We start from the raw sequence: 17,306 nt of genomic DNA on the forward strand, positions 1-17,306 counted from the left end.
CGTCCGGCCGCACGTCCGTCGGCGCCTCCGGCATCGCGTCCGCCGTCCCGCCCGGCCACCGGTCCGTCAACCGGCACGTCCGCCGACGCCCCCGGCCACCCGATCCGCCGTCCCGCCCGGCCACCCGATCCGTCGGCCCGTCAGCCTGTCAGCCGGCACGTCCGTCGGCGCCTGCGGACGGCGGGCGCCCCCGTCGCCCGAGCGGCCGGCGCGGCGGTCGGGCGCCGTGGTGGGCGGGCCGTCGACGTGCCCCGGGCGGGCGCGCCCCGTCAGTCGCAGCCGCAGCCGCTGCCGGTGGCCACCGGGAGCGGGGCCGGGGCGCCGATCCGGGGCAGGCCGAGCATGACGCCCGCCGGCTTGGCCGCCTTCTCCGCGGTGCGCTTCTCCCAGGCGTCCCCCGCGCGGGTGCGGCGCACGCCGAGGACGGTGCCCTCGGCGAGGAGGTGGTGCGGGGCGGCGTAGGTGACCTCGACGGTGACCACGTCGCCGGGGCGCACCTCCTGGTCCGGCTTGGTGAAGTGGACCAGCCGGTTGTCGGGGGCCCGCCCGGAGAGGCGGTGGGTGGCGCCGTCCTTGCGGCCCTCGCCCTCGGCGACCATCAGCTCCAGGGTGCGGCCGACCTGCTTCTTGTTCTCCTCCCAGGAGATCTCCTCCTGGAGGGCGACGAGCCGCTCGTAGCGCGCCTGGACGACCGCCTTGGGGATCTGGTCGTCCATGGTCGCGGCGGGGGTGCCGGGACGCTTGGAGTACTGGAAGGTGAACGCCTGCGAGAAGCGGGCCTCGCGCACGACGTGCAGGGTCTGCTCGAAGTCCTCCTCGGTCTCGCCGGGGAAGCCCACGATGATGTCGGTGGTGATCGCCGCGTGCGGGATGGCGGCGCGGACCTTCTCGATGATCCCGAGGTAGCGCTCCTGGCGGTAGGAGCGGCGCATCGCCTTCAGGACGGTGTCCGAGCCGGACTGGAGCGGCATGTGCAGCTGCGGCATCACGTTGGGCGTCTCGGCCATGGCGGCGATCACGTCGTCGGTGAAGTCGCGCGGGTGCGGGGAGGTGAAGCGGACGCGCTCCAGGCCGTCGATGCTCCCGCAGGCGCGCAGCAGCTTGCTGAAGGCCTCGCGGTCGCCGATGTCGGAGCCGTACGCGTTGACGTTCTGGCCGAGGAGGGTGATCTCGGAGACGCCCTCGGCGACCAGGGCCTCGACCTCGGCGAGGACGTCGCCGGGGCGGCGGTCCTTCTCCTTGCCGCGCAGCGCCGGCACGATGCAGAAGGTACAGGTGTTGTTGCAGCCGACGGAGATCGAGACCCAGGCGGCGTACGCGCTCTCGCGGCGGGTCGGCAGGGTCGACGGGAACGCCTCCAGCGACTCGGCGATCTCGACCTGCGCCTCCTCCTGCACGCGCGCGCGTTCCAGCAGGACCGGCAGCTTGCCGATGTTGTGGGTGCCGAAGACGACGTCCACCCAGGGCGCCTTCTTCACGATGGTGTCGCGGTCCTTCTGCGCGAGGCAGCCGCCGACCGCGATCTGCATGCCCGGCCGGCCCGCCTTCTTCGGCGCCAGCCGGCCGAGGTTGCCGTACAGCCGGTTGTCGGCGTTCTCGCGGACGGCGCAGGTGTTGAAGACGACGACGTCCGCGTCGCCGTCCGACCCCTCGGGGGCGCGGACGTAGCCGGCCTCCTCCAGCAGTCCGGACAACCGCTCGGAGTCGTGGACGTTCATCTGGCACCCGTAGGTGCGGATCTCGTAGCTCTTGGGTGCGGGAACGTCCACTGCCGGGCTCCGGTCGCTGCTGCTGGTCATGGCTCAAGGGTAGGCGTTCCGGGGAGCGGGCCCGCTGCCCGGCCGTGGACCCGTGCGGGGCCCTCTTCCGCGTCCGGCCGGCCGTTCAGCCGCTCAGGGCGTCGACGGCGTCCTGGACGGCCGGGTGCAGGGGGAACAGCTCGTCGAGTCCCGCGATGCGGAAGAGCCGGTCCAGGGCGGGGGTCAGCGCCGCGACCGAGAAGGACGTGCCCGCCGCCTCGGCGCGGTGGAAGGCCCTGATGATCTCGGTCAGTCCGGTGGAGTCGCAGTAGTCCAGTCCCGACAGATCGGCGACGACGCCCGCGCCCGGGTTCCGCAGCGCCTCGTCCACGGCCCGGCGCAGGCCGGGGCCGGTGTAGTGGTCCAGATCACCGGTGACGCGCAGCACCACCGGACCCGCGGGGTCGGGCCGCGGAGTGATCTCCACGGCCAGCGGGCCCTCTTCCTCGGTCACCCTGTCTCCTGCCCGGCCGCTGCGATGGGGTACGCCGGGGGGCGGGTCCGGTGGCCGGGGGGCGGCGCACGGTCCGGGGAGCACATGTCCCTGGTTCCCTGCGGATCGGTCGTCCCCCCTTGACGCGCACCGGGTTCCCCGACCGGCTGGAATACTCTATCGGTCGTCAACAGCCCGCACAGAGCCTCGCCGAGATCTCCGGCAGCACGACGTCCGAGGCCACGGTGACGGTGCGGGCCCGGGCCGGAGCGAGGAGCCGTCGGCCGGGCGGAGGGGCGGGGTGGCTCTCCGTCAGGGGCAGGACGCGGCGGTGCGGCGGTGCGGCGGTCCGTCGCGGGCCGGCCGGGGCGGGCGCGGTCGGCGTCCCCGCGCGGTCGGTACGGCGAGGGTGCCGGGGGTGGACCGGCAGGACGGGAGGGTGTCGCGTGGCACGTTCGGACGACGCTGGGCCCAGGCCGCCGACGGCGGCCGGAGGCGATGTGTTCGCGGCCGACCGGGAGGTCGGCGAGGACCTCGCCCGGGTGGACTGGGCGGCGACTCCGCTCGGCCCGCCCGCCGGGTGGCAGCAGAGCCTGCGGACCGCGGTGAGCATCCTGCTCTCCTCCCGGTTCCCGATGTGGATGGCCTGGGGCGAGCGGCTGACGTTCTTCTGCAACGCCGCCTACCGGCGCGACACGCTGGGCAGCAAGTACCCGTGGGCGCTGGGACGTCCGGCGAACGAGGTGTGGGCGGAGATCTGGGACGACATCGGCCCGCGCATCGACTCGGTGCTCGACACCGGCGAGGCCACCTGGGACGAGGGCCTGCTGCTGTTCCTGGAGCGGTCCGGCTACCCCGAGGAGACCTACCACACGTTCTCCTACAGTCCGCTGCGGGACGACGCCGGTGACGTGGTCGGCATGCTGTGCGTGGTCAGCGAGGACACCGAACGGGTGATCGGCGAGCGGCGGATGGCCACCCTGCGCGACCTGGGGTCCGACCCGAGCGTCATCCGCACCGAGCAGGAGGTGCTGGCCTTCGTCGACCGGCAACTGGCCCGCAACCGGCAGGACCTGCCCTTCACCCTGACCTATCTGTTCGACGAGGAGGGGTCCGCCCGGCTCGCCGGTGCGGCCGGTGTCCCGGCCGGCCACCCGGCCGCGCCGGCGGTCCTCGCCGACGACGCCCCGGACACGGTGTGGCCGGTCGCGGCCCTGGCCGAGAGCGGGACGAGACTCGTGCCGCTCGCCGGTGACGCGTTCGCCGGCCTGCCCCGCGGCGACTGGCCCGAACCGCCCGTCCAGGCGCTCGTGGTGCCGCTGATCCAGCAGGGCGGCACGCCCTACGGCTTCCTGGTGGCGGCGCTCAACCGCTACCGCGAACTGGACGCGGGCTACCGCAGCTTCGTCGAGCTGACCGCCGGTCACATCGCGTCCGGCATCGGCAGCGCCCGCAGCTACGAGGCGCAGCAGCGACGGGCGGAGGAACTGGCCGAGCTGGACCGGGCGAAGACCGCGTTCTTCTCCAACATCAGCCACGAGTTCCGCACCCCGCTCACGCTGATCATGGGGCCGGTCGAGGAGCTGCGCGGCCGGCTGGCCGACGCGGCCGACGGGCCGGTGCGGCAGGAACTCGACGTCGTCCACCGCAACGGGCTGCGGCTGGGCAAGCTGGTCAACACGCTGCTGGACTTCTCCCGCATAGAGGCCGGCCGGATGCAGGCCCGGTACGAGCCGGTCGACCTGGCCGAGGTGACGGCCGAGCTGGCCAGCGTCTTCCGCTCGGCGGTCGAGAAGGCCGGGCTGGACTACGACGTCGACTGCCGGTCGCCGGCCGAGCCGGTGTACCTCGACCGCGGCATGTGGGAGAAGGTGGTCCTCAATCTGCTCAGCAACGCCCTGAAGTTCACCTTCGACGGCGGGATACGGGTCGGTGTGCGGGGTGAGGGCGCGCAGGCCGTGGTCACCGTGGCCGACAGCGGCACGGGGGTGCCGGAGGCGGAGATGCCCCGGCTGTTCGAGCGGTTCCACCGCATCGAGAACGCCCGCTCGCGTTCCGACGAGGGCAGTGGCATCGGGCTGGCCCTGGTGCAGGAGCTGGTGGGTCTGCACGGCGGCACCATCACCGCCGAGAGCACCGAGGGCGCGGGCACCCGCTTCACCATCCGGCTGCCGTTCGGCAGCGCCCATCTGCCGGCCGAGTCGGTGGTGCCGGAGACGGGCGGTGCCGTCGACTCCGGGACCGTCGGCTCCGGCACCGCCGGCTCCGGTGCCACCGAGGCCGGTGCCACCGAGTCCGGTACCGCCGCTCCATACGTACTGGAGGCGCTGCGCTGGCTGCCCGGCCACGGCTCCGGCGCTCACTCCGGCGGGCCGGCCGGCGGCGCCACGGCGGAGGCCGGGGGAAGGGCCGGCGCGCCGCGGGCCGCGGGGCCGGGGGGCCGGGCCCGGGTGCTCGTCGCCGACGACAACGCGGACATGCGCGAGTACCTGACGCGGATGCTCACCGGGGCGGGCTACGACGTCACCACCGTCACCGACGGTCTCGAGGCGTTCCGGTCCGTCCGCCGCGACGCCCCCGATCTCGTCGTCAGCGATGTGATGATGCCGGTTCTGGACGGCCTGGGGCTGGTGGGCAGGCTGCGCGCCGATCCGCGCACGGCCTCCGTGCCCGTGCTGCTGCTGTCGGCCCGGGCCGGGCAGGAGGCGTCGATCGAGGGCCTGCGGGCGGGCGCGGACGACTACCTGGTCAAGCCGTTCGCCGCCGCGGAGCTCCTCGCCCGGGTGCGGGCCAACGTCGAACTGGCGCGGCTGCGCACCCATCACGCCCGTTGGCGCACCGCGCTCGTCGACTCCCTCCAGGAGGCGTTCTTCGTCTGCGACGAGGCCGGGGCCGTCGTGGAGATCAACAGCGCGTTCGCCGACATCCTCGGCTACGGCCCGGAGGGCCTGCCGTACCCGCCGGTCCACCCGTGGTGGCCGGACGCCGCCGCCGATCCCGAGGCGCACCGGCGGACCCGGGAGGCGTTCGCCGGACTGCTGGAACGCGCCCGGGGCTCCTGCACCGTCCCGGTCAGCCACCGCGACGGCCACCGGCTGTGGGTGACGGTCACCTTCGCCCGGGTCGATGACCCCGACTCCGGGCGCGGCGTCACCGTCGGCACCTTCCGCGACGTCACCGCCGAGCACTACGCCGTCCAGCGCGAGACGGCGCTGGCCGCGCTGAGCACCTCCCTGTCCCTGGCGTCGAGCCTGCCGCAGGCGCTGTCGGGTGCTTTGGAGGAGCTGAAGGGGCTGTGGCGGGCCAGGGGTGTCGTGGCCGCGGTCTTCGGCAAGGGGGCCGTGCCGGCGCTGACGGCGACGGACCCGCCGCCGCGGTGGGAGGACCTGCCGGCCGCGCGGCGGGAGGCGCTGGCCGGTCTGCGCGACCGGACCCCGCTCACCCCCGTCGCCGAGGGCACCGGGGCCGGCGTCCTGCTGGAACACCCCGACGGCCCGCTGGCCCTCTGGGTCGACCTGGGCGAACACCGGCCCTTCACCCGTGAGGACCACCTGCTGCTGTCGCTGCTGGCCGGCCGGCTCGCGCAGGGGCTGGTGCGGGCGCACCAGATCGACCAGCAGCGGGAGACCGCGATCGCCCTGCAGCGCGCCATCCTCGGGCCGTCCCGGCTCCCCGACGGCTTCGCGGTCCGCTACGAGCCCGCGACTCCGCCCCTGGAGGTGGGCGGCGACTGGTACGACACCGTCACGCTGCCGGACGGACGGATCGGCATCGTCGTCGGCGACTGCGTCGGGCGCGGTCTGGAGGCGGCGACCGTCATGGGCCAGCTGCGCAGCGCCTGCCGTGCCCTCGTGCTCCAGTACTCCAGCCCCTCCCGGACGCTGATGGCCCTCGACCAGTTCGCCGCGGGCATCACGGGCGCGATGTGCACCACCGTCTTCTGCGGTGTGCTCTCCCCCGAGACCGGGCTGCTGACCTACTCCAGCGCGGGGCACCCGCCGGGCATCCTCACCCACCCCGACGGCACGATCCGGCTCCTGGACGACGGGCGTTCCCTCCCCCTCGCGGTACGTCCGGGCCGGCCGCGTCCGGAGGGCGAGTGCACGCTGCCGGCGCGGGCCACGCTGCTGCTGTACACCGACGGGCTCGTCGAGCGCCGCCGGCGCTCGCTCAGCGTCGGCATCGACCTGGCCGGCCAGGCGGTGCAGCAGGGCCGCAACGTGCCCGTCGACGAACTCGCCACGCAGGTGATGGCACAGCTCGCACCGGCCGGGGGCTACGACGACGACGTGGCCCTGCTGCTCTACCGTCACCCGTCGCCGCTGGAGATGACCTTCCCGGCCGAGTCGTCGCAGCTCGCGCCGGTCCGCAAGGCGTTGCGCGGCTGGCTCGCCCAGTGCGGCCTGCCGCCGAGCACCGTGCAGAACGTGCTCGTCGCCGCCGGGGAGGCGTGTGCCAACGCCATCGAGCACGGCCACCGGCACTCCCCGGGGGAGGCGGTGCGCCTGCGCGCCGAGGCCTGCGTCGACGACCTGCGCCTGACGGTCGCCGACAGCGGCCGGTGGAAGACCCCGCGGCCCGAGCTCAACCCCCACCGCGGCCGTGGTGTCTCCCTGATGCGCGCCATGATGCAGCACGTCACCATCACGCCCGGCCCGTCCGGCACCACCGTCGACATGCAGATGCGGATCGCCTGATGACCACCCCTCTGATCCTCACTCCCGGCCGGAACCCGGACGGCACCGCCCGGCTCGTGGCCGCCGGGGAGATCGACATGAGCAACATCGGTTCCCTGGCCGACGCCCTCGACGCGACCTCCGGCCCCCTCGTCCTGGACCTGACTGCGGTGGAGTACCTGGACAGCGCCGGGCTGAGCGTGCTCTTCGCGCACGCGGACCGCCTGGTGCTCGTCGTCGCCCCGCTGCTGGAGCCCGTCCTGAGCGTCTCGGGTCTCGCCGCGCTGACCACCGTCCGAGGCCCGGACCCGGACGACGCGCCGCCGCGGTGACCGGGGCACGGGCACGGTCCGGCGCGGCCGCCGGCGCGCCGGACGGGCCGAACGGCTCCCGCGGCCCGTGCCGGGCGCCCGGGACGAGCACGCCCGGACCGCGACGGTGCGCCGCCACCGCCCACACCACCGCGGCACCCACACATCCCGGCCGGGAGTGATGTGCATGCCGACGATCCCGGGCGCCATCGGCGCGTTCCGCCGGGACGCCGTCCTGGAGGTCGTGACCGACACCCTCCAGGTGACCGCCCAGCACCTCGACGAAGGCCGCGCCCGTCCTCTCCGTCACCGGAGACGTCGACCCGCACACGGGCCTCGACGCTGCGCTCGCACGCCCTGGCCCTCCACGAACGGGGCACCGTGCACCTCGTCCTGGACCTGGCGCAGGTCGACTTCTTGGACTCCACCGGTCTCAGCACGCTCATCGGGCTGTGGCACGCGGCCGAGGGGGCGGGCGGCTCGCTCGTCCTGGCCGCGGTGCCCAACCGTCTGGAGCGCAGGATCACCACGACCGGTCTCTCCTTGATCCTGCCGGTCCACGCCACGGTGGCCGACGCGCCGTCAGGGCGCGGCACCGACGGTTCACCCGGCGGTGCGGACGGCGGGGGCGGAACCTCCTGACGGCGCGGCCGCGCCGGGGCGGTCGGCGGTGGTGGGCGCCGTCGGTGCGGCGGCCGTCCCCGCGCGGGTCAGCCCGGCGACGTCACCTCCAGCCGCCGGACGAAGGCGTCGCTCATCGGGCGCCTCCGGCGACCGGTCCGGCGGCGGACGCGGTCCCGGCCCCCGCGCCGAGGTCGGCGGAGGCGGCCCCGGTCGCCGTGCGGAGGTCGGCGGAGGCCAGCGGGATGGGCGTGAACATGGCCGGCTCCTCGTCGGGGGTGAGGGCGGTCGGGCCGTACACCCAGTCCGTGAAGCCGTAGTCGTAGGTGTCGCGCTCCGCCATGATCGCGTTGCGCTGGAGGCGCTCGGTGCCGTCGAGGTGCCACAGCTCGCCCCAGGCGCGGGCGGTCTCCACCACGCGGCGGCAGTGCTCGACGCGGACCGCCTCGTAGGCGGCGAGGGCGGCGTCCCAGTCGGGCACGGCGGCGGCCCCGGCGCCGGACTCCGCGCGCAGCCGGGCGACGTGCCGGGCGAGCACCCAGCCGTCCTCGATGGCCATGATCGCGCCCTGGGCCATGTACTGGAGCGGCGGGTGGGCGGCGTCGCCGAGCAGCGCGATCCGGCCGTGCACCCAGGTCGCGACGGGGTTGCGGTCCAGCATCTGCCACCAGCGGTCGCGCCACATCAGCGGGATGCCCTTGCGCACGGTGTCGCAGGTGGGGGCGAACGCGGCGTCCAGCTCATCCGGTGTGCCCCAGTCGTCCCGGCCGGCCAGCGCCTTCGGCGACTCGAACACGGCGACCTGGTTGAACATGTCGCCGCCGCGCAGGGCGTACTGCACGAAGTGGCAGCGGGGGCCGACGTAGACGGTGACGTCCTTCTCGGCGATGCCGTTGTCGCGCACCTTCTCGATGGGGACGGCGGCGCGGTAGGCGACGTAGTCGGAGCTGACGACGTCGTCGCCGACGAGCTGCCGGCGGGCGACGGAGTGCAGGCCGTCGGCGGCGACGACCAGCGGGGCGGACTCACTGGTGCCGTCCTCCAGCCGGACCAGGGCGCCGCCCTCGGTGTGCTCGTAGCCGGTGACCGTCTTGTCGGTGACCAGCTCGACACCGGCCCGGCGGCAGGCGCGCAGGAAGATGCCGTGCAGGTCGCTGCGGTGGATGACCATGTACGGGAAGCCGTAGCGGCGTTCCAGGTCGCGCAGGTCGAGGCGGGTCAGCTCGCGGGCGTCGACGGCGTCGCGCATGACCATGTTCTCGGGGAGCACCCCGAGGTCCTTGGCCTCGTCGAGCAGGCCGTACTCGTGGAGGATGCGGGTGCAGTTGGGGGCGATCTGGATGCCGGCGCCGACCTCGCCGAACTCCTTGGCCCGTTCGAGGACACGCACGCGCAGCCCCTGTCGGGCGAGGGCGAACGCGGAGCTGAGACCGCCGATGCCGCCGCCGATGATGAGGACGTCGGGCTGGTCGCCGGTGGAAGGGGTGGCAGGTTTCATCGTCTTTCCTCGATCGAGTCGCATGGGTCATCGGCGGCGTTGCCGTCGACTCGGCGGTGCCCGTCGGGCGGCGGGCGCGTCGAAGGGCGGGGCAGTCGGAGCGGGGAGGCGTACGACGGCGCGGGGGCCGGCGCCGGTGCGCGGGCGCGGCACGGCGCGGCGGGCTGTCGCCGGGCGGGGGCCGGTGCCCCCGGGGAGGGCCGGCGGTGGGTGAACGGACGGCCGTTCCTCCGGTGGCCGGCCGTGGGTGGGCAGGTGGGTTCCGGGCCGCCGGCCGGCGGCCCGTCAGCAGATCGCAGGCCGGCGGTCCGACGGGAGATCGCCGGCCGGCGGTCCGTCGGGAGATCGCCGGCCGGCGGTCCGTCGGGAGTTCGCCGGCCGGCCCGCGCGGGCGATGGCGGAGCCCGCGCGGGAGTCGGCCCTGGCGTACCGGGCCGGCGGGGAGCCGGTCCGGACGCGGCGGGTCAGAGCCAGGGGCCGATCTCCGGCGCGGGCGCGCCGGCGGCGGTGGTCAGGGCGTGGGCCCGTCCGGTGAGGTAGGCCGTGACCTGGAACAGGGGTCCGGCCAGCACGGTCGGGGTGCCCTCGCCGGGCAGGTCCCAGCTGTCCGCGGTGTCGGTGGCGTCCAGCCGCAGGGCGGGCCCGGCGGTGTTCCGGGAACGCTTGCCGACGACGTCGTCGCAGAGGGCGGCGAGGAAGCCGTCCGGCAGGTCGGCGAAGGAGAGGCCGGTGCCGAGGTCGACCGCGTGGACGCACACCTCGCGCGAGCGCATCCAGGGCAGCTCGGTCGCGGGGACGGTGCGGCCCTGGACGGTGACGACCTCGTTGTCCCACTGCTCGTCGTCGAGGGCGGCGGTGGACGCGGCCAGCTCGCCGGCGGAGCGGCGCAGCCACTCGGTCAGCTCGGCGGCCGGGAGGACGGAGCCCTTCTCGATCCCGGCGGCGCGCTCGTCGGGTGAGGCGTACATCGGGGTCGGCTCGCCGGTGGCGGCCCAGTGGACCAGGTTGCCGAGGGCGTCGGCGTTGGCGGCGACGTGGGCGATCACGTTGCCCCGGCTCCAGCCGGGCAGCGCGCCGGCCTCGGCGATCGCGGCGTCGTCCAGGCCGGCGGCGCCGAGGAACAGCTCGGTGCCGAGGCGTTCCCAGGCGCGGGCGTCGTCGAAGGTGCGGGCCGGGCGGCCCATCAGACCGCACTCTCCTTGACGACCTTGTTCTCCAGGCGGCCGATGCCCTCGACCTCGGTGACGACGGTCTCGCCGCCGAGCAGGTAGCGCGAGGGCCTGCGGGCGTGGCCGACGCCGCCGGGGGTGCCGGTGGCGATGACGTCGCCGGGGTTCAGGCGGATGACCGTCGACACGTACTCGACCAGCGCGACCGGGTCGAAGAGCAGGTCGCCGGTGTTGTCGGACTGCATGACCTCACCGTCGACGGTCAGCGTGACGTCGAGGGCGGGGCGGACGCCGCCGGGCAGGTCGTCCGGGGTGACCAGGTAGGGGCCGACCGGGGTGGAGGAGTCCCACATCTTGCCCTGGAGCCACTCACGGGTGCGGAACTGCCAGTCGCGGCAGGTGATGTCGTTCAGGACGGTGAAGCCGGCGATGGCCGCCTCGGCCTCGGCGCCCCGGGCGCGGCGCACCCGCTTGCCGACGACGACCGCGAGCTCGACCTCCCAGTCGAACTCCTCCGTCTCGTCGGGGCGCAGGATGTCGTCGCCCGCGCCGATCAGGCAGTCGGCGAACTTGGCGAACAGGGTGGGGTGCTCGGGCAGGTCGCGGCCCATCTCCTGGATGTGGTTGCGGTAGTTGAGACCGACGCACACCACCTTGGAGGGGGCCGGCACGACCGGCGCGAAGTCGGCGTCCGCGACGGCGTATGTGGTGGCGGCCCCGGCGGTGACGGCGGCGGCGCGCTCGGCCCAGCCGTCCTCGGCCAGCAGTGCGCCCACGTCGGGGACCCCGAGGTCGACCAGGACGTCACCGTCGAGCCGGACGGCCCGGGTGGTGCCTTCGGTACGGATGGTCGCGAGCTTCATCGGGTGGTTCCTTCCACATGGGTGCGGTCGAGGCGCAGCGCTTCGAGGATCGGGGAGTCGCTGAAGCGGAACAGGTCCAGTGCTCCGGAGTCGGAGTCGGTGGCGCCCGCCTCGGAGCGGACCGAGAACGGCTGCCAGGACGGCACGACGAACAGGTCGCCCCGGGTGACGGACCAGGAGGTGTCGCCGACGGTGACCGTGCCGGAGCCGTCGAACACCTGGTAGACCGAGGAGCCGGTCTCCTTCGCCGGGGCGGTCTCGGTGCCGCGGGCGACGCGGTGCATCTCGGCGCGGATCGTGGGGAGCACGTCGGCGCCGGTCGCCGGGTCGGTGAACCGGACGGCGGCGTGACCGTGTTCTACGGTGCCGCCGAAGCCCTCGGCCTCCAGGGCGAGCTGGTCGGCCAGGGCGCGGTCGGTGTGCTCCCAGCGGTACGCGAGCAGCGGTGAGCCGGGGGTGGGCTCGCCCGCGGCAACGGGGCGCAGGCCGGGGTGGCCCCACAGGCGCTCGGCGCGCGACCGGTCGGGGGTGGTGCGCTCGGCGTCGCTGATCTCGTCGCGGCCGAACTCGAAGAACTGGGCCTCGGTGGCGCACTGGAAGGGGATGTCCAGGCCGTCGATCCACGCCATGGGCTCGGCGGTGGCGTTGTGGTGGGCGTGCCAGTTCCAGCCCGCCTGCGGCAGGAAGTCGCCGCGCCGCATGGCGACCGGGTCGCCGCCGACGACCGTCCACACGCCCTCGCCCTCGACGACGAAGCGGAAGGCGTGCTGGGTGTGCCGGTGCTCGGGCGCGTCCTCGCCGGGCATCAGGTACTGGATGGCGGCCCAGAGGGTCGGGGTGGCGAAGGGCCGGCCGCCGAGCGACGGGTTGGCCAGGGCGATGGCGCGGCGCTCACCGCCCCGGCCCACCGGGACCAGCTCGCCGGCCTGGGCGGCGAGCGCGCGCAGCTGCTCCCAGCGCCACAGGTGCGGCACGGCCCGCGAGCGCGGGTGGGCGGGCATCAGGTCGCCGATCTCGGTCCACAGCGGGACGAGGAGTTCCTGTTCGAAGCCCCGGTACAGGTCTTCCAGTGCCGGGGTGACCTCGGGCTGGCCCGGCGCCGGGACGGCTTCCAGGCGGACGGGGGAGCCCGTGGCGATGTCGGGTGCGAGGGAGGTGTCGGTCACGGGCCCAGCGTGCGCCGCGTTCACCTGGAAGACATGTAGATTCTGGAGGACAGAACCGAGTGGGGGCGAGCGGAACCGGGAGGCCGCGTTGGACAAGCCGCTGAAGAACCCGCCGCCGTACGCCATCAGCAGCGTCGACCACGCCCTGCGGGCCGCGGCGATGCTCCAGCTGGAGGGCGGACTGACCGTGTCGCAGGTCGCCGAGCGCCTCGGGGTGGCCCGGTCGACCGCGCACCGGCTGCTGGCGATGCTCGTGTACCGGGACTTCGCCGTGCAGGACGAGAAGCGGGTCTACCGCGCGGGTCCCGTCCTGGAGCTGGCCGCGCACTCGCAGTCGCAGGTGTCCCGGCTGCGCGCGGTCGCCCTGCCGCACCTGCACCGGCTGGTCGGCCTGCTGGAGGAGACCGCCAACCTGACGATCCGCACCGGGGACACCGCCCGGTTCATCGCCAGCGTGGAGTGCGCGCAGGCGCTGCGCGTGGGGTCCCGCGAGGGCATGGTCTTCCCCGCGCACCGCACGACCGCCGGGCTACTGCTGCTCGCGGAGCTGACCGAGGACGAGCTCCGGGAGGTGTACGCCGTCGAGCGCTACCACGACCGGCCCGGCGAGCGGCCCGACCTCGCGGCGCTCGCCACGGACCTGGAGCGGGCGCGCCGCGGCGGGTTCGTGGTGAACCAGGACCGCTCCGAACGGGGTCTGGTGGCCGTCGGCGTACCGGTGCGCGGCACGGACGGGGTCGCCCTGGCGGGGGTGTCGGTGTCGATGCCGGGCGTGCGCTACGCCCCGGGCCGGCTCCAGTCCCTGGTCGCGACCCTGAACGCGGCCGCCCGCGGCATCGAGACCGACCTGCCCGCGAACTGACCCGAACGGACCGCACAGACGGGCGGCCGATCGCCCGGCACCCCGCACCGCCAGGGACGGTCCCCCAGAGGGCGCCGTCCTACGGCCCGTACGGCGGTGCGGGATGGCCGCCGACGACGTCCTGGAGTCAGCGGTCGTCCCGCAGTGCGCCCAGCCGACGCCGACGCCGGCGCGCACGGCCCGTACGACGGTGCGGGCGGGGGCGGACCGCTCCCGCCCTGCGGCGGCGGCCCGCACGGGTCGCCCGGCCGACCGGTGCATCAGCTCGTACGCCCGGCGCGCGCACCAGCCCGTACGCCGGTTCACGCGTGGCAGACGAACCGTCCGGTCCTGCGGCGGCCCGCCCGCCGGTCCCGCGGCGCCGGCTCGGCGCTCCCGTGCCCGCACGGGCCTCCCGCGTCCCGGATCCGACGGCTCCGGCGTGGTGGCCGCGAGGACCTGCGGCCTGCGGACCTGGCCGGCGGCCGTCGGCCGTCCCGGGGCGGCGGGCCCGGCGCGGTGTGGGTGAGGGCCGCCGTGGAAGTGCCGGCACCGGCGGCGCACCCCGGGGCCGGGGCTGCGGGGCGGTGCCCCAGGGCCGGGGCTGCGGGCCGGTGCCCCAGGGCCGGGGCCGCAGGCCGGCACCCGGGCCAGGACCACAGGCCGGCACCCGGGCCAGGACCACAGGCCGGCACCCGGGCCAGGACCACAGGCCGGCACCCGGGCCAGGACCGCAGGCCGGCACCCGGGCCAGGACCGCAGGCCAGCACCCCGGGGCCAGCACCACAGGCCAGCACCCCGGGCCAAGACCACAGCCCGGCACCCCGGGCCAAGACCACAGCCCGGCACCCCGGGCCAAGACCACAGCCCGGCACCCCGGCTCGCCCCGCCCTGTTCCCCTGGCCCTCCGCATCCTCACCATGGAGGTCCCGATCGGGCACGGCGACGGTCGGTGGCGAGGCGGCCGGGGGGAACGGCCGGCGACGGGGGGACTGTCTGTGGATGCCGACAACGTCGACGCGTTCGTGCTGACCGCCGTCGAGCCGGAGTACCGGGCCGTCGTCGGGCATCTCGAACCCGGCCGGAGCAGACGGAGCGCCGACGGCGCCGCGTACGAGGTGGGGCACTTCCACGGGGAGCGGGGCCGTCTCAGGGTCGCCGTGCAACTGGGCGGCGCCGGGAACGAGCTGGCCGCGGCGCTGGCCGAGCGCGCGGTCGCCCGACTGCGCCCCGCCGTCCTGCTGTTCGTGGGGGTCGCGGGCGGCCGCAAGGACGTCCGGCTGGGGGACGTGGTGGCCGCCGACACGGTCTACGGCTACGAGAGCGGCAGGGACGAGGCCGACGGCTTCCGGCCCCGGATCAAGTCCTGGCCGTCGTCGTTCGCGCTGGTGCAGAGGGCGCGCCTGGTCGCGGCCGACGGCCGGTGGCGGCGCCGTATCCGGCCGTCTCCCCCGCGGCCTCCGGCGGCGTACGTCGGGGCGCTGGCCGCGGGCGCGAAGGTGGTCGCCGACGCCGGGTCGACGTCCGGCCGGCTGCTGCGCGAGGTGACGGGCGACGCGCTGGCCGTCGAGATGGAGGGGCTCGGCCTGCTCACCGCGGCCCGGATCAACCCCCGGGTGCAGGCACTGGTCGTGCGGGGCGTCTCCGATCTCCTGGGCGACAAGGACGAGGGGCACGACGCCCACTGGCAGCCGGTGGCCGCCCGGCACGCCGCCGCGTTCGCCTTCGAGCTGCTCGCCCTGACCGAGGCGCGCGTCACCACCACCCCGCCGCAGGGGCTGACCGCCCGTCAGACGGGTGAGCTGGCCACGCTGCTGCTGGGCGTGCCCGGCATCGACTCTCCGGCGTCCTGGCAGATGCTCCTCGACCAGCTTCCGCGCATAGGCGTCATGACGAGCCGCCAGCAGAATTCCCGCCTGGAGGCGGTGTCCCTGGTGCGGACCTGTGAGGATCTGGACGGGTGGCAGTCGCTGCTGGACGCGCTCGAGGCGCTGTGGCCCGACACACCCGCCGTGCGGCAGGTACGCCACTACCTGGACGAGCACCGGCTCGTCTGACACCGGGTGGCGCCGGACCCTTCCCCGCGCGCGGACCCGGTCTTCACATGACGCTCGAAGGAGTGAGGGATGACTGCCTACGGGGGCGGCGGTCTCGGACTCGTGAAGGAGTTCGCGGACGCCCTGGGCAAGTGCGGCGGACTGCAGGAGCGCGGCTCGCGGGCCCTGTGCCTGCGGCTCATGGCCAAGGAACACGGCACTCCGCCCGCCGTGCGGGAGTACGACGTGACCCAGTACTTCCTCCTCGACCTGGCAGCCGTCTGCCTGGAGAACCCGCGCACCATGCGGGCCCTGCCGGAGGCGCTGTCGGCCCTCAACGAGGACGTCGAGGAAGTGCGGGCGCTCACCGACAGCCTGCTGGCCGACCCCGTCCTCCCGCCCGACGACGTCCTCACCCTCCGGCCGCTCCTGGACGGCTTCGCCCTGCCCAACCTGCCCGCGCTGTGCCGCAGGGCCGTCGCCGACCTGCGTCCCGTCCCCCCGTACGGCGACGCCTGGAGCGCCTTCGAGAGCCTCAGCCGGTTCAACGCCCGCCCCGACGGGCTGCCGCCCACCCTCGCCTTCGTCGAGTACGTGGCGGCCGAGGCCCCCTACGAGCGCGGCATCGCCCTGCGGGCCTGGAACGACGCACGGGCCCACGCCCTGTCGCTGCTGACCGAGCTGCGCAGCCTCCGGCAGCAGGTGGCCTACGCCCACACCCCCGAACCCGGCAACGCCTACCTGGTCATCCGGCTGCTGCGACGCGAGGAGCCGGGCCGCTACCAGCTCACCTCGTGGCGGCACTACGACCCCGACGAACCGACCTCCTGGCGTCCCCGGCAGGAGGGCAGTGTGGAGGTGGCGCTGGCCGAGGTGGAGCGGGTGGTCGAGCGGCTGGTGTTCGAGGCCGACGAGGACTGGGCGCGGGACGCCAACCGCCTCCACGTCGAGTTCGTGCTCGGGCCGGAGGACCTGAACCTGCCGGTGCACCGCTTCCGCACCGAACTCGACAGCGACCCGCCGTCCTCGCTGAGCGTCGGCTACTGCGTGGTCGTCCGCAGTCTGCAGCGCTGCCGCACCCCGCGGGCCGTCCTCGCTGAGCGTCGGCTACTGCGTGGTCGTCCGCAGTCTGCAGCGCTGCCGCACCCCGCGGTGGCACCGGGCGTGGCGGCAGCGCTGGGCGGCCGTCACGGACACGCCCGAACCGGCCCGGCCGCTCGTGGTGGGGGGCCGTCGGCCGGAGGACCCCCGGCACGGGGACGTCTCCGGGCTCGACGCCCGCCTGAAAGGCGACCGGTCGATCGGCTGCCTCGTCCTGTCCCAGCCTCCGGAGGGCTCGACCGATGGGGCGCAGGAAGCACTCGTGGGACTTCGGTGCGGGATACCCGCACTGGTGTGGGACGCCCGTAACCCCGCGGCGCGTAGGGGAGTTGAGAAAACGGACGAGACCGTATACGGCTTGCTCCGCAACCTTTCAGGGCTCCGTGAGGCCGTGACAGAATGACGCATCGAAGCCCACGGGGGTTCCTTGAACGGCCGCGACGATCATCCGGGGCACCACGCCGTCCTCCTGTGGGACGACCCGACCAGGCCGATCGAGAACCCCCAGCCGCTGACCGGACCGGACCAGGGGGTGGACGGTCGATGACCGGCACGGCACGATCCGAGGGGACCGGCACGGGGGCCTCGTCCGCACGTGTTCCGCGGTCCTGGTGGGTCTACTGGGGTACCGAGCTGCCCCTGCACGACATCGAGCTGACCGACCTGCTGCCCCCGGCGCCGCCCTGGCGGACGTTCACCGGCGGCTCCCCTCCCCCTCCGCGCAGCGGGACGCGGAAGGAGCCGGGCCGGCCGGGTCCGTCGAACCGCCGCCGCCCCAGGAGGACGAGGCCG

The 17,306-nt window shown here is 74.9% G+C and carries 12 protein-coding genes and 1 pseudogene; 7 read left to right on the forward strand and 6 right to left on the reverse strand.

Going from position 1 to position 17,306, the window contains the following annotated elements:
- Positions 1–269: 269 nt before the first annotated feature.
- Together miaB and ACIP67_RS33515 are read right to left on the reverse strand one after the other, a co-directional pair.
- Positions 270–1,799 carry a tRNA (N6-isopentenyl adenosine(37)-C2)-methylthiotransferase MiaB gene (gene miaB, locus ACIP67_RS33510; RefSeq protein ID WP_401696861.1) on the reverse strand — a complete coding sequence of 510 codons (1,530 nt, stop codon included), beginning with the start codon at positions 1,797–1,799 and terminating at the stop codon, positions 270–272.
- A gap of 85 nt (positions 1,800–1,884) precedes the next feature.
- Complete coding sequence (locus tag ACIP67_RS33515) at positions 1,885–2,253, reverse strand: STAS domain-containing protein (protein ID WP_401696862.1); 369 nt, start codon at positions 2,251–2,253, stop codon at positions 1,885–1,887.
- A gap of 425 nt (positions 2,254–2,678) precedes the next feature.
- Here ACIP67_RS33515 and ACIP67_RS33520 point away from each other — a divergent pair, with 425 nt between their 5' ends.
- From ACIP67_RS33520 to ACIP67_RS33530, 3 genes are all read left to right on the forward strand, one after another.
- On the forward strand, positions 2,679–6,929 hold the full coding sequence (locus ACIP67_RS33520; RefSeq protein WP_401696865.1) for a SpoIIE family protein phosphatase: 4,251 nt from the start codon (positions 2,679–2,681) through the stop codon (positions 6,927–6,929).
- Positions 6,929–7,240 carry an STAS domain-containing protein gene (locus ACIP67_RS33525; RefSeq protein WP_401696867.1) on the forward strand — a complete coding sequence of 104 codons (312 nt, stop codon included), beginning with the start codon at positions 6,929–6,931 and terminating at the stop codon, positions 7,238–7,240. Before ACIP67_RS33520 ends, ACIP67_RS33525 begins: the two co-directional genes overlap by 1 nt.
- 360 nt (positions 7,241–7,600) lie before the next feature.
- A complete protein-coding gene (locus ACIP67_RS33530; RefSeq protein WP_401696869.1) occupies positions 7,601–7,861 on the forward strand; it encodes an STAS domain-containing protein in 261 nt (86 codons plus the stop codon).
- A 112-nt stretch (positions 7,862–7,973) separates the two neighbouring features.
- Here the strand turns inward: ACIP67_RS33530 and ACIP67_RS33535 are convergent, their stop codons facing one another.
- The 4 genes from ACIP67_RS33535 to ACIP67_RS33550 all read right to left on the reverse strand — a co-directional run bounded on the left by ACIP67_RS33535 (position 7,974) and on the right by ACIP67_RS33550 (position 12,536).
- Positions 7,974–9,338 carry an FAD-dependent oxidoreductase gene (locus tag ACIP67_RS33535; protein WP_401696871.1) on the reverse strand — a complete coding sequence of 455 codons (1,365 nt, stop codon included), beginning with the start codon at positions 9,336–9,338 and terminating at the stop codon, positions 7,974–7,976.
- A 464-nt stretch (positions 9,339–9,802) separates the two neighbouring features.
- Positions 9,803–10,522, reverse strand: a complete 720-nt coding sequence (locus ACIP67_RS33540; protein ID WP_401696873.1) for a maleylpyruvate isomerase family mycothiol-dependent enzyme — start codon at positions 10,520–10,522, stop codon at positions 9,803–9,805.
- Entirely contained in the window at positions 10,522–11,370 is an 849-nt protein-coding gene (locus ACIP67_RS33545; RefSeq protein WP_401696876.1) for a fumarylacetoacetate hydrolase family protein, read from the reverse strand. Before ACIP67_RS33545 ends, ACIP67_RS33540 begins: the two co-directional genes overlap by 1 nt.
- Positions 11,367–12,536, reverse strand: coding sequence for a cupin domain-containing protein (locus ACIP67_RS33550; RefSeq protein ID WP_401696878.1), 1,170 nt, complete (start codon positions 12,534–12,536; stop codon positions 11,367–11,369). Before ACIP67_RS33550 ends, ACIP67_RS33545 begins: the two co-directional genes overlap by 4 nt.
- Before the next feature lie 88 nt (positions 12,537–12,624).
- On the opposite strand from ACIP67_RS33550, the gene ACIP67_RS33555 reads away from it, so the two are divergent.
- From ACIP67_RS33555 to ACIP67_RS33570, 4 genes and pseudogenes are all read left to right on the forward strand, one after another.
- Positions 12,625–13,398, forward strand: coding sequence for an IclR family transcriptional regulator (locus ACIP67_RS33555; RefSeq protein ID WP_401696881.1), 774 nt, complete (start codon positions 12,625–12,627; stop codon positions 13,396–13,398).
- A gap of 977 nt (positions 13,399–14,375) precedes the next feature.
- Positions 14,376–15,434 (forward strand): hypothetical protein, encoded by a 1,059-nt coding sequence (locus ACIP67_RS33560; protein ID WP_401696883.1) that lies wholly within the window; start codon positions 14,376–14,378, stop codon positions 15,432–15,434.
- 69 nt (positions 15,435–15,503) lie between these two features.
- A pseudogene (locus ACIP67_RS33565) lies at positions 15,504–16,100 on the forward strand (hypothetical protein); the annotation flags it as partial.
- Positions 16,101–16,527: 427 nt separating this feature from the next.
- Positions 16,528–16,917 (forward strand): hypothetical protein, encoded by a 390-nt coding sequence (locus tag ACIP67_RS33570; protein WP_401696950.1) that lies wholly within the window; start codon positions 16,528–16,530, stop codon positions 16,915–16,917.
- Positions 16,918–17,306 lie beyond the last annotated feature (389 nt).

This window comes from Streptomyces sp. NPDC088812, from assembly GCF_044750285.1.
Taxonomy (GTDB): domain Bacteria; phylum Actinomycetota; class Actinomycetes; order Streptomycetales; family Streptomycetaceae; genus Streptomyces.

Excerpts from the sequence above, each read along its gene's own strand:
- miaB (WP_401696861.1), bottom strand. The coding sequence starts at position 1,799 with ATGACCAGCAGCAGCGACCGGAGCCCGGCAGTGGACGTTCCCGCACCC.
- ACIP67_RS33525 (WP_401696867.1), top strand. The coding sequence starts at position 6,929 with ATGACCACCCCTCTGATCCTCACTCCCGGCCGGAACCCGGACGGCACC.
- ACIP67_RS33535 (WP_401696871.1), bottom strand. The coding sequence starts at position 9,338 with ATGAAACCTGCCACCCCTTCCACCGGCGACCAGCCCGACGTCCTCATC.
- ACIP67_RS33540 (WP_401696873.1), bottom strand. The coding sequence starts at position 10,522 with ATGGGCCGCCCGGCCCGCACCTTCGACGACGCCCGCGCCTGGGAACGC.
- ACIP67_RS33545 (WP_401696876.1), bottom strand. The coding sequence starts at position 11,370 with ATGAAGCTCGCGACCATCCGTACCGAAGGCACCACCCGGGCCGTCCGG.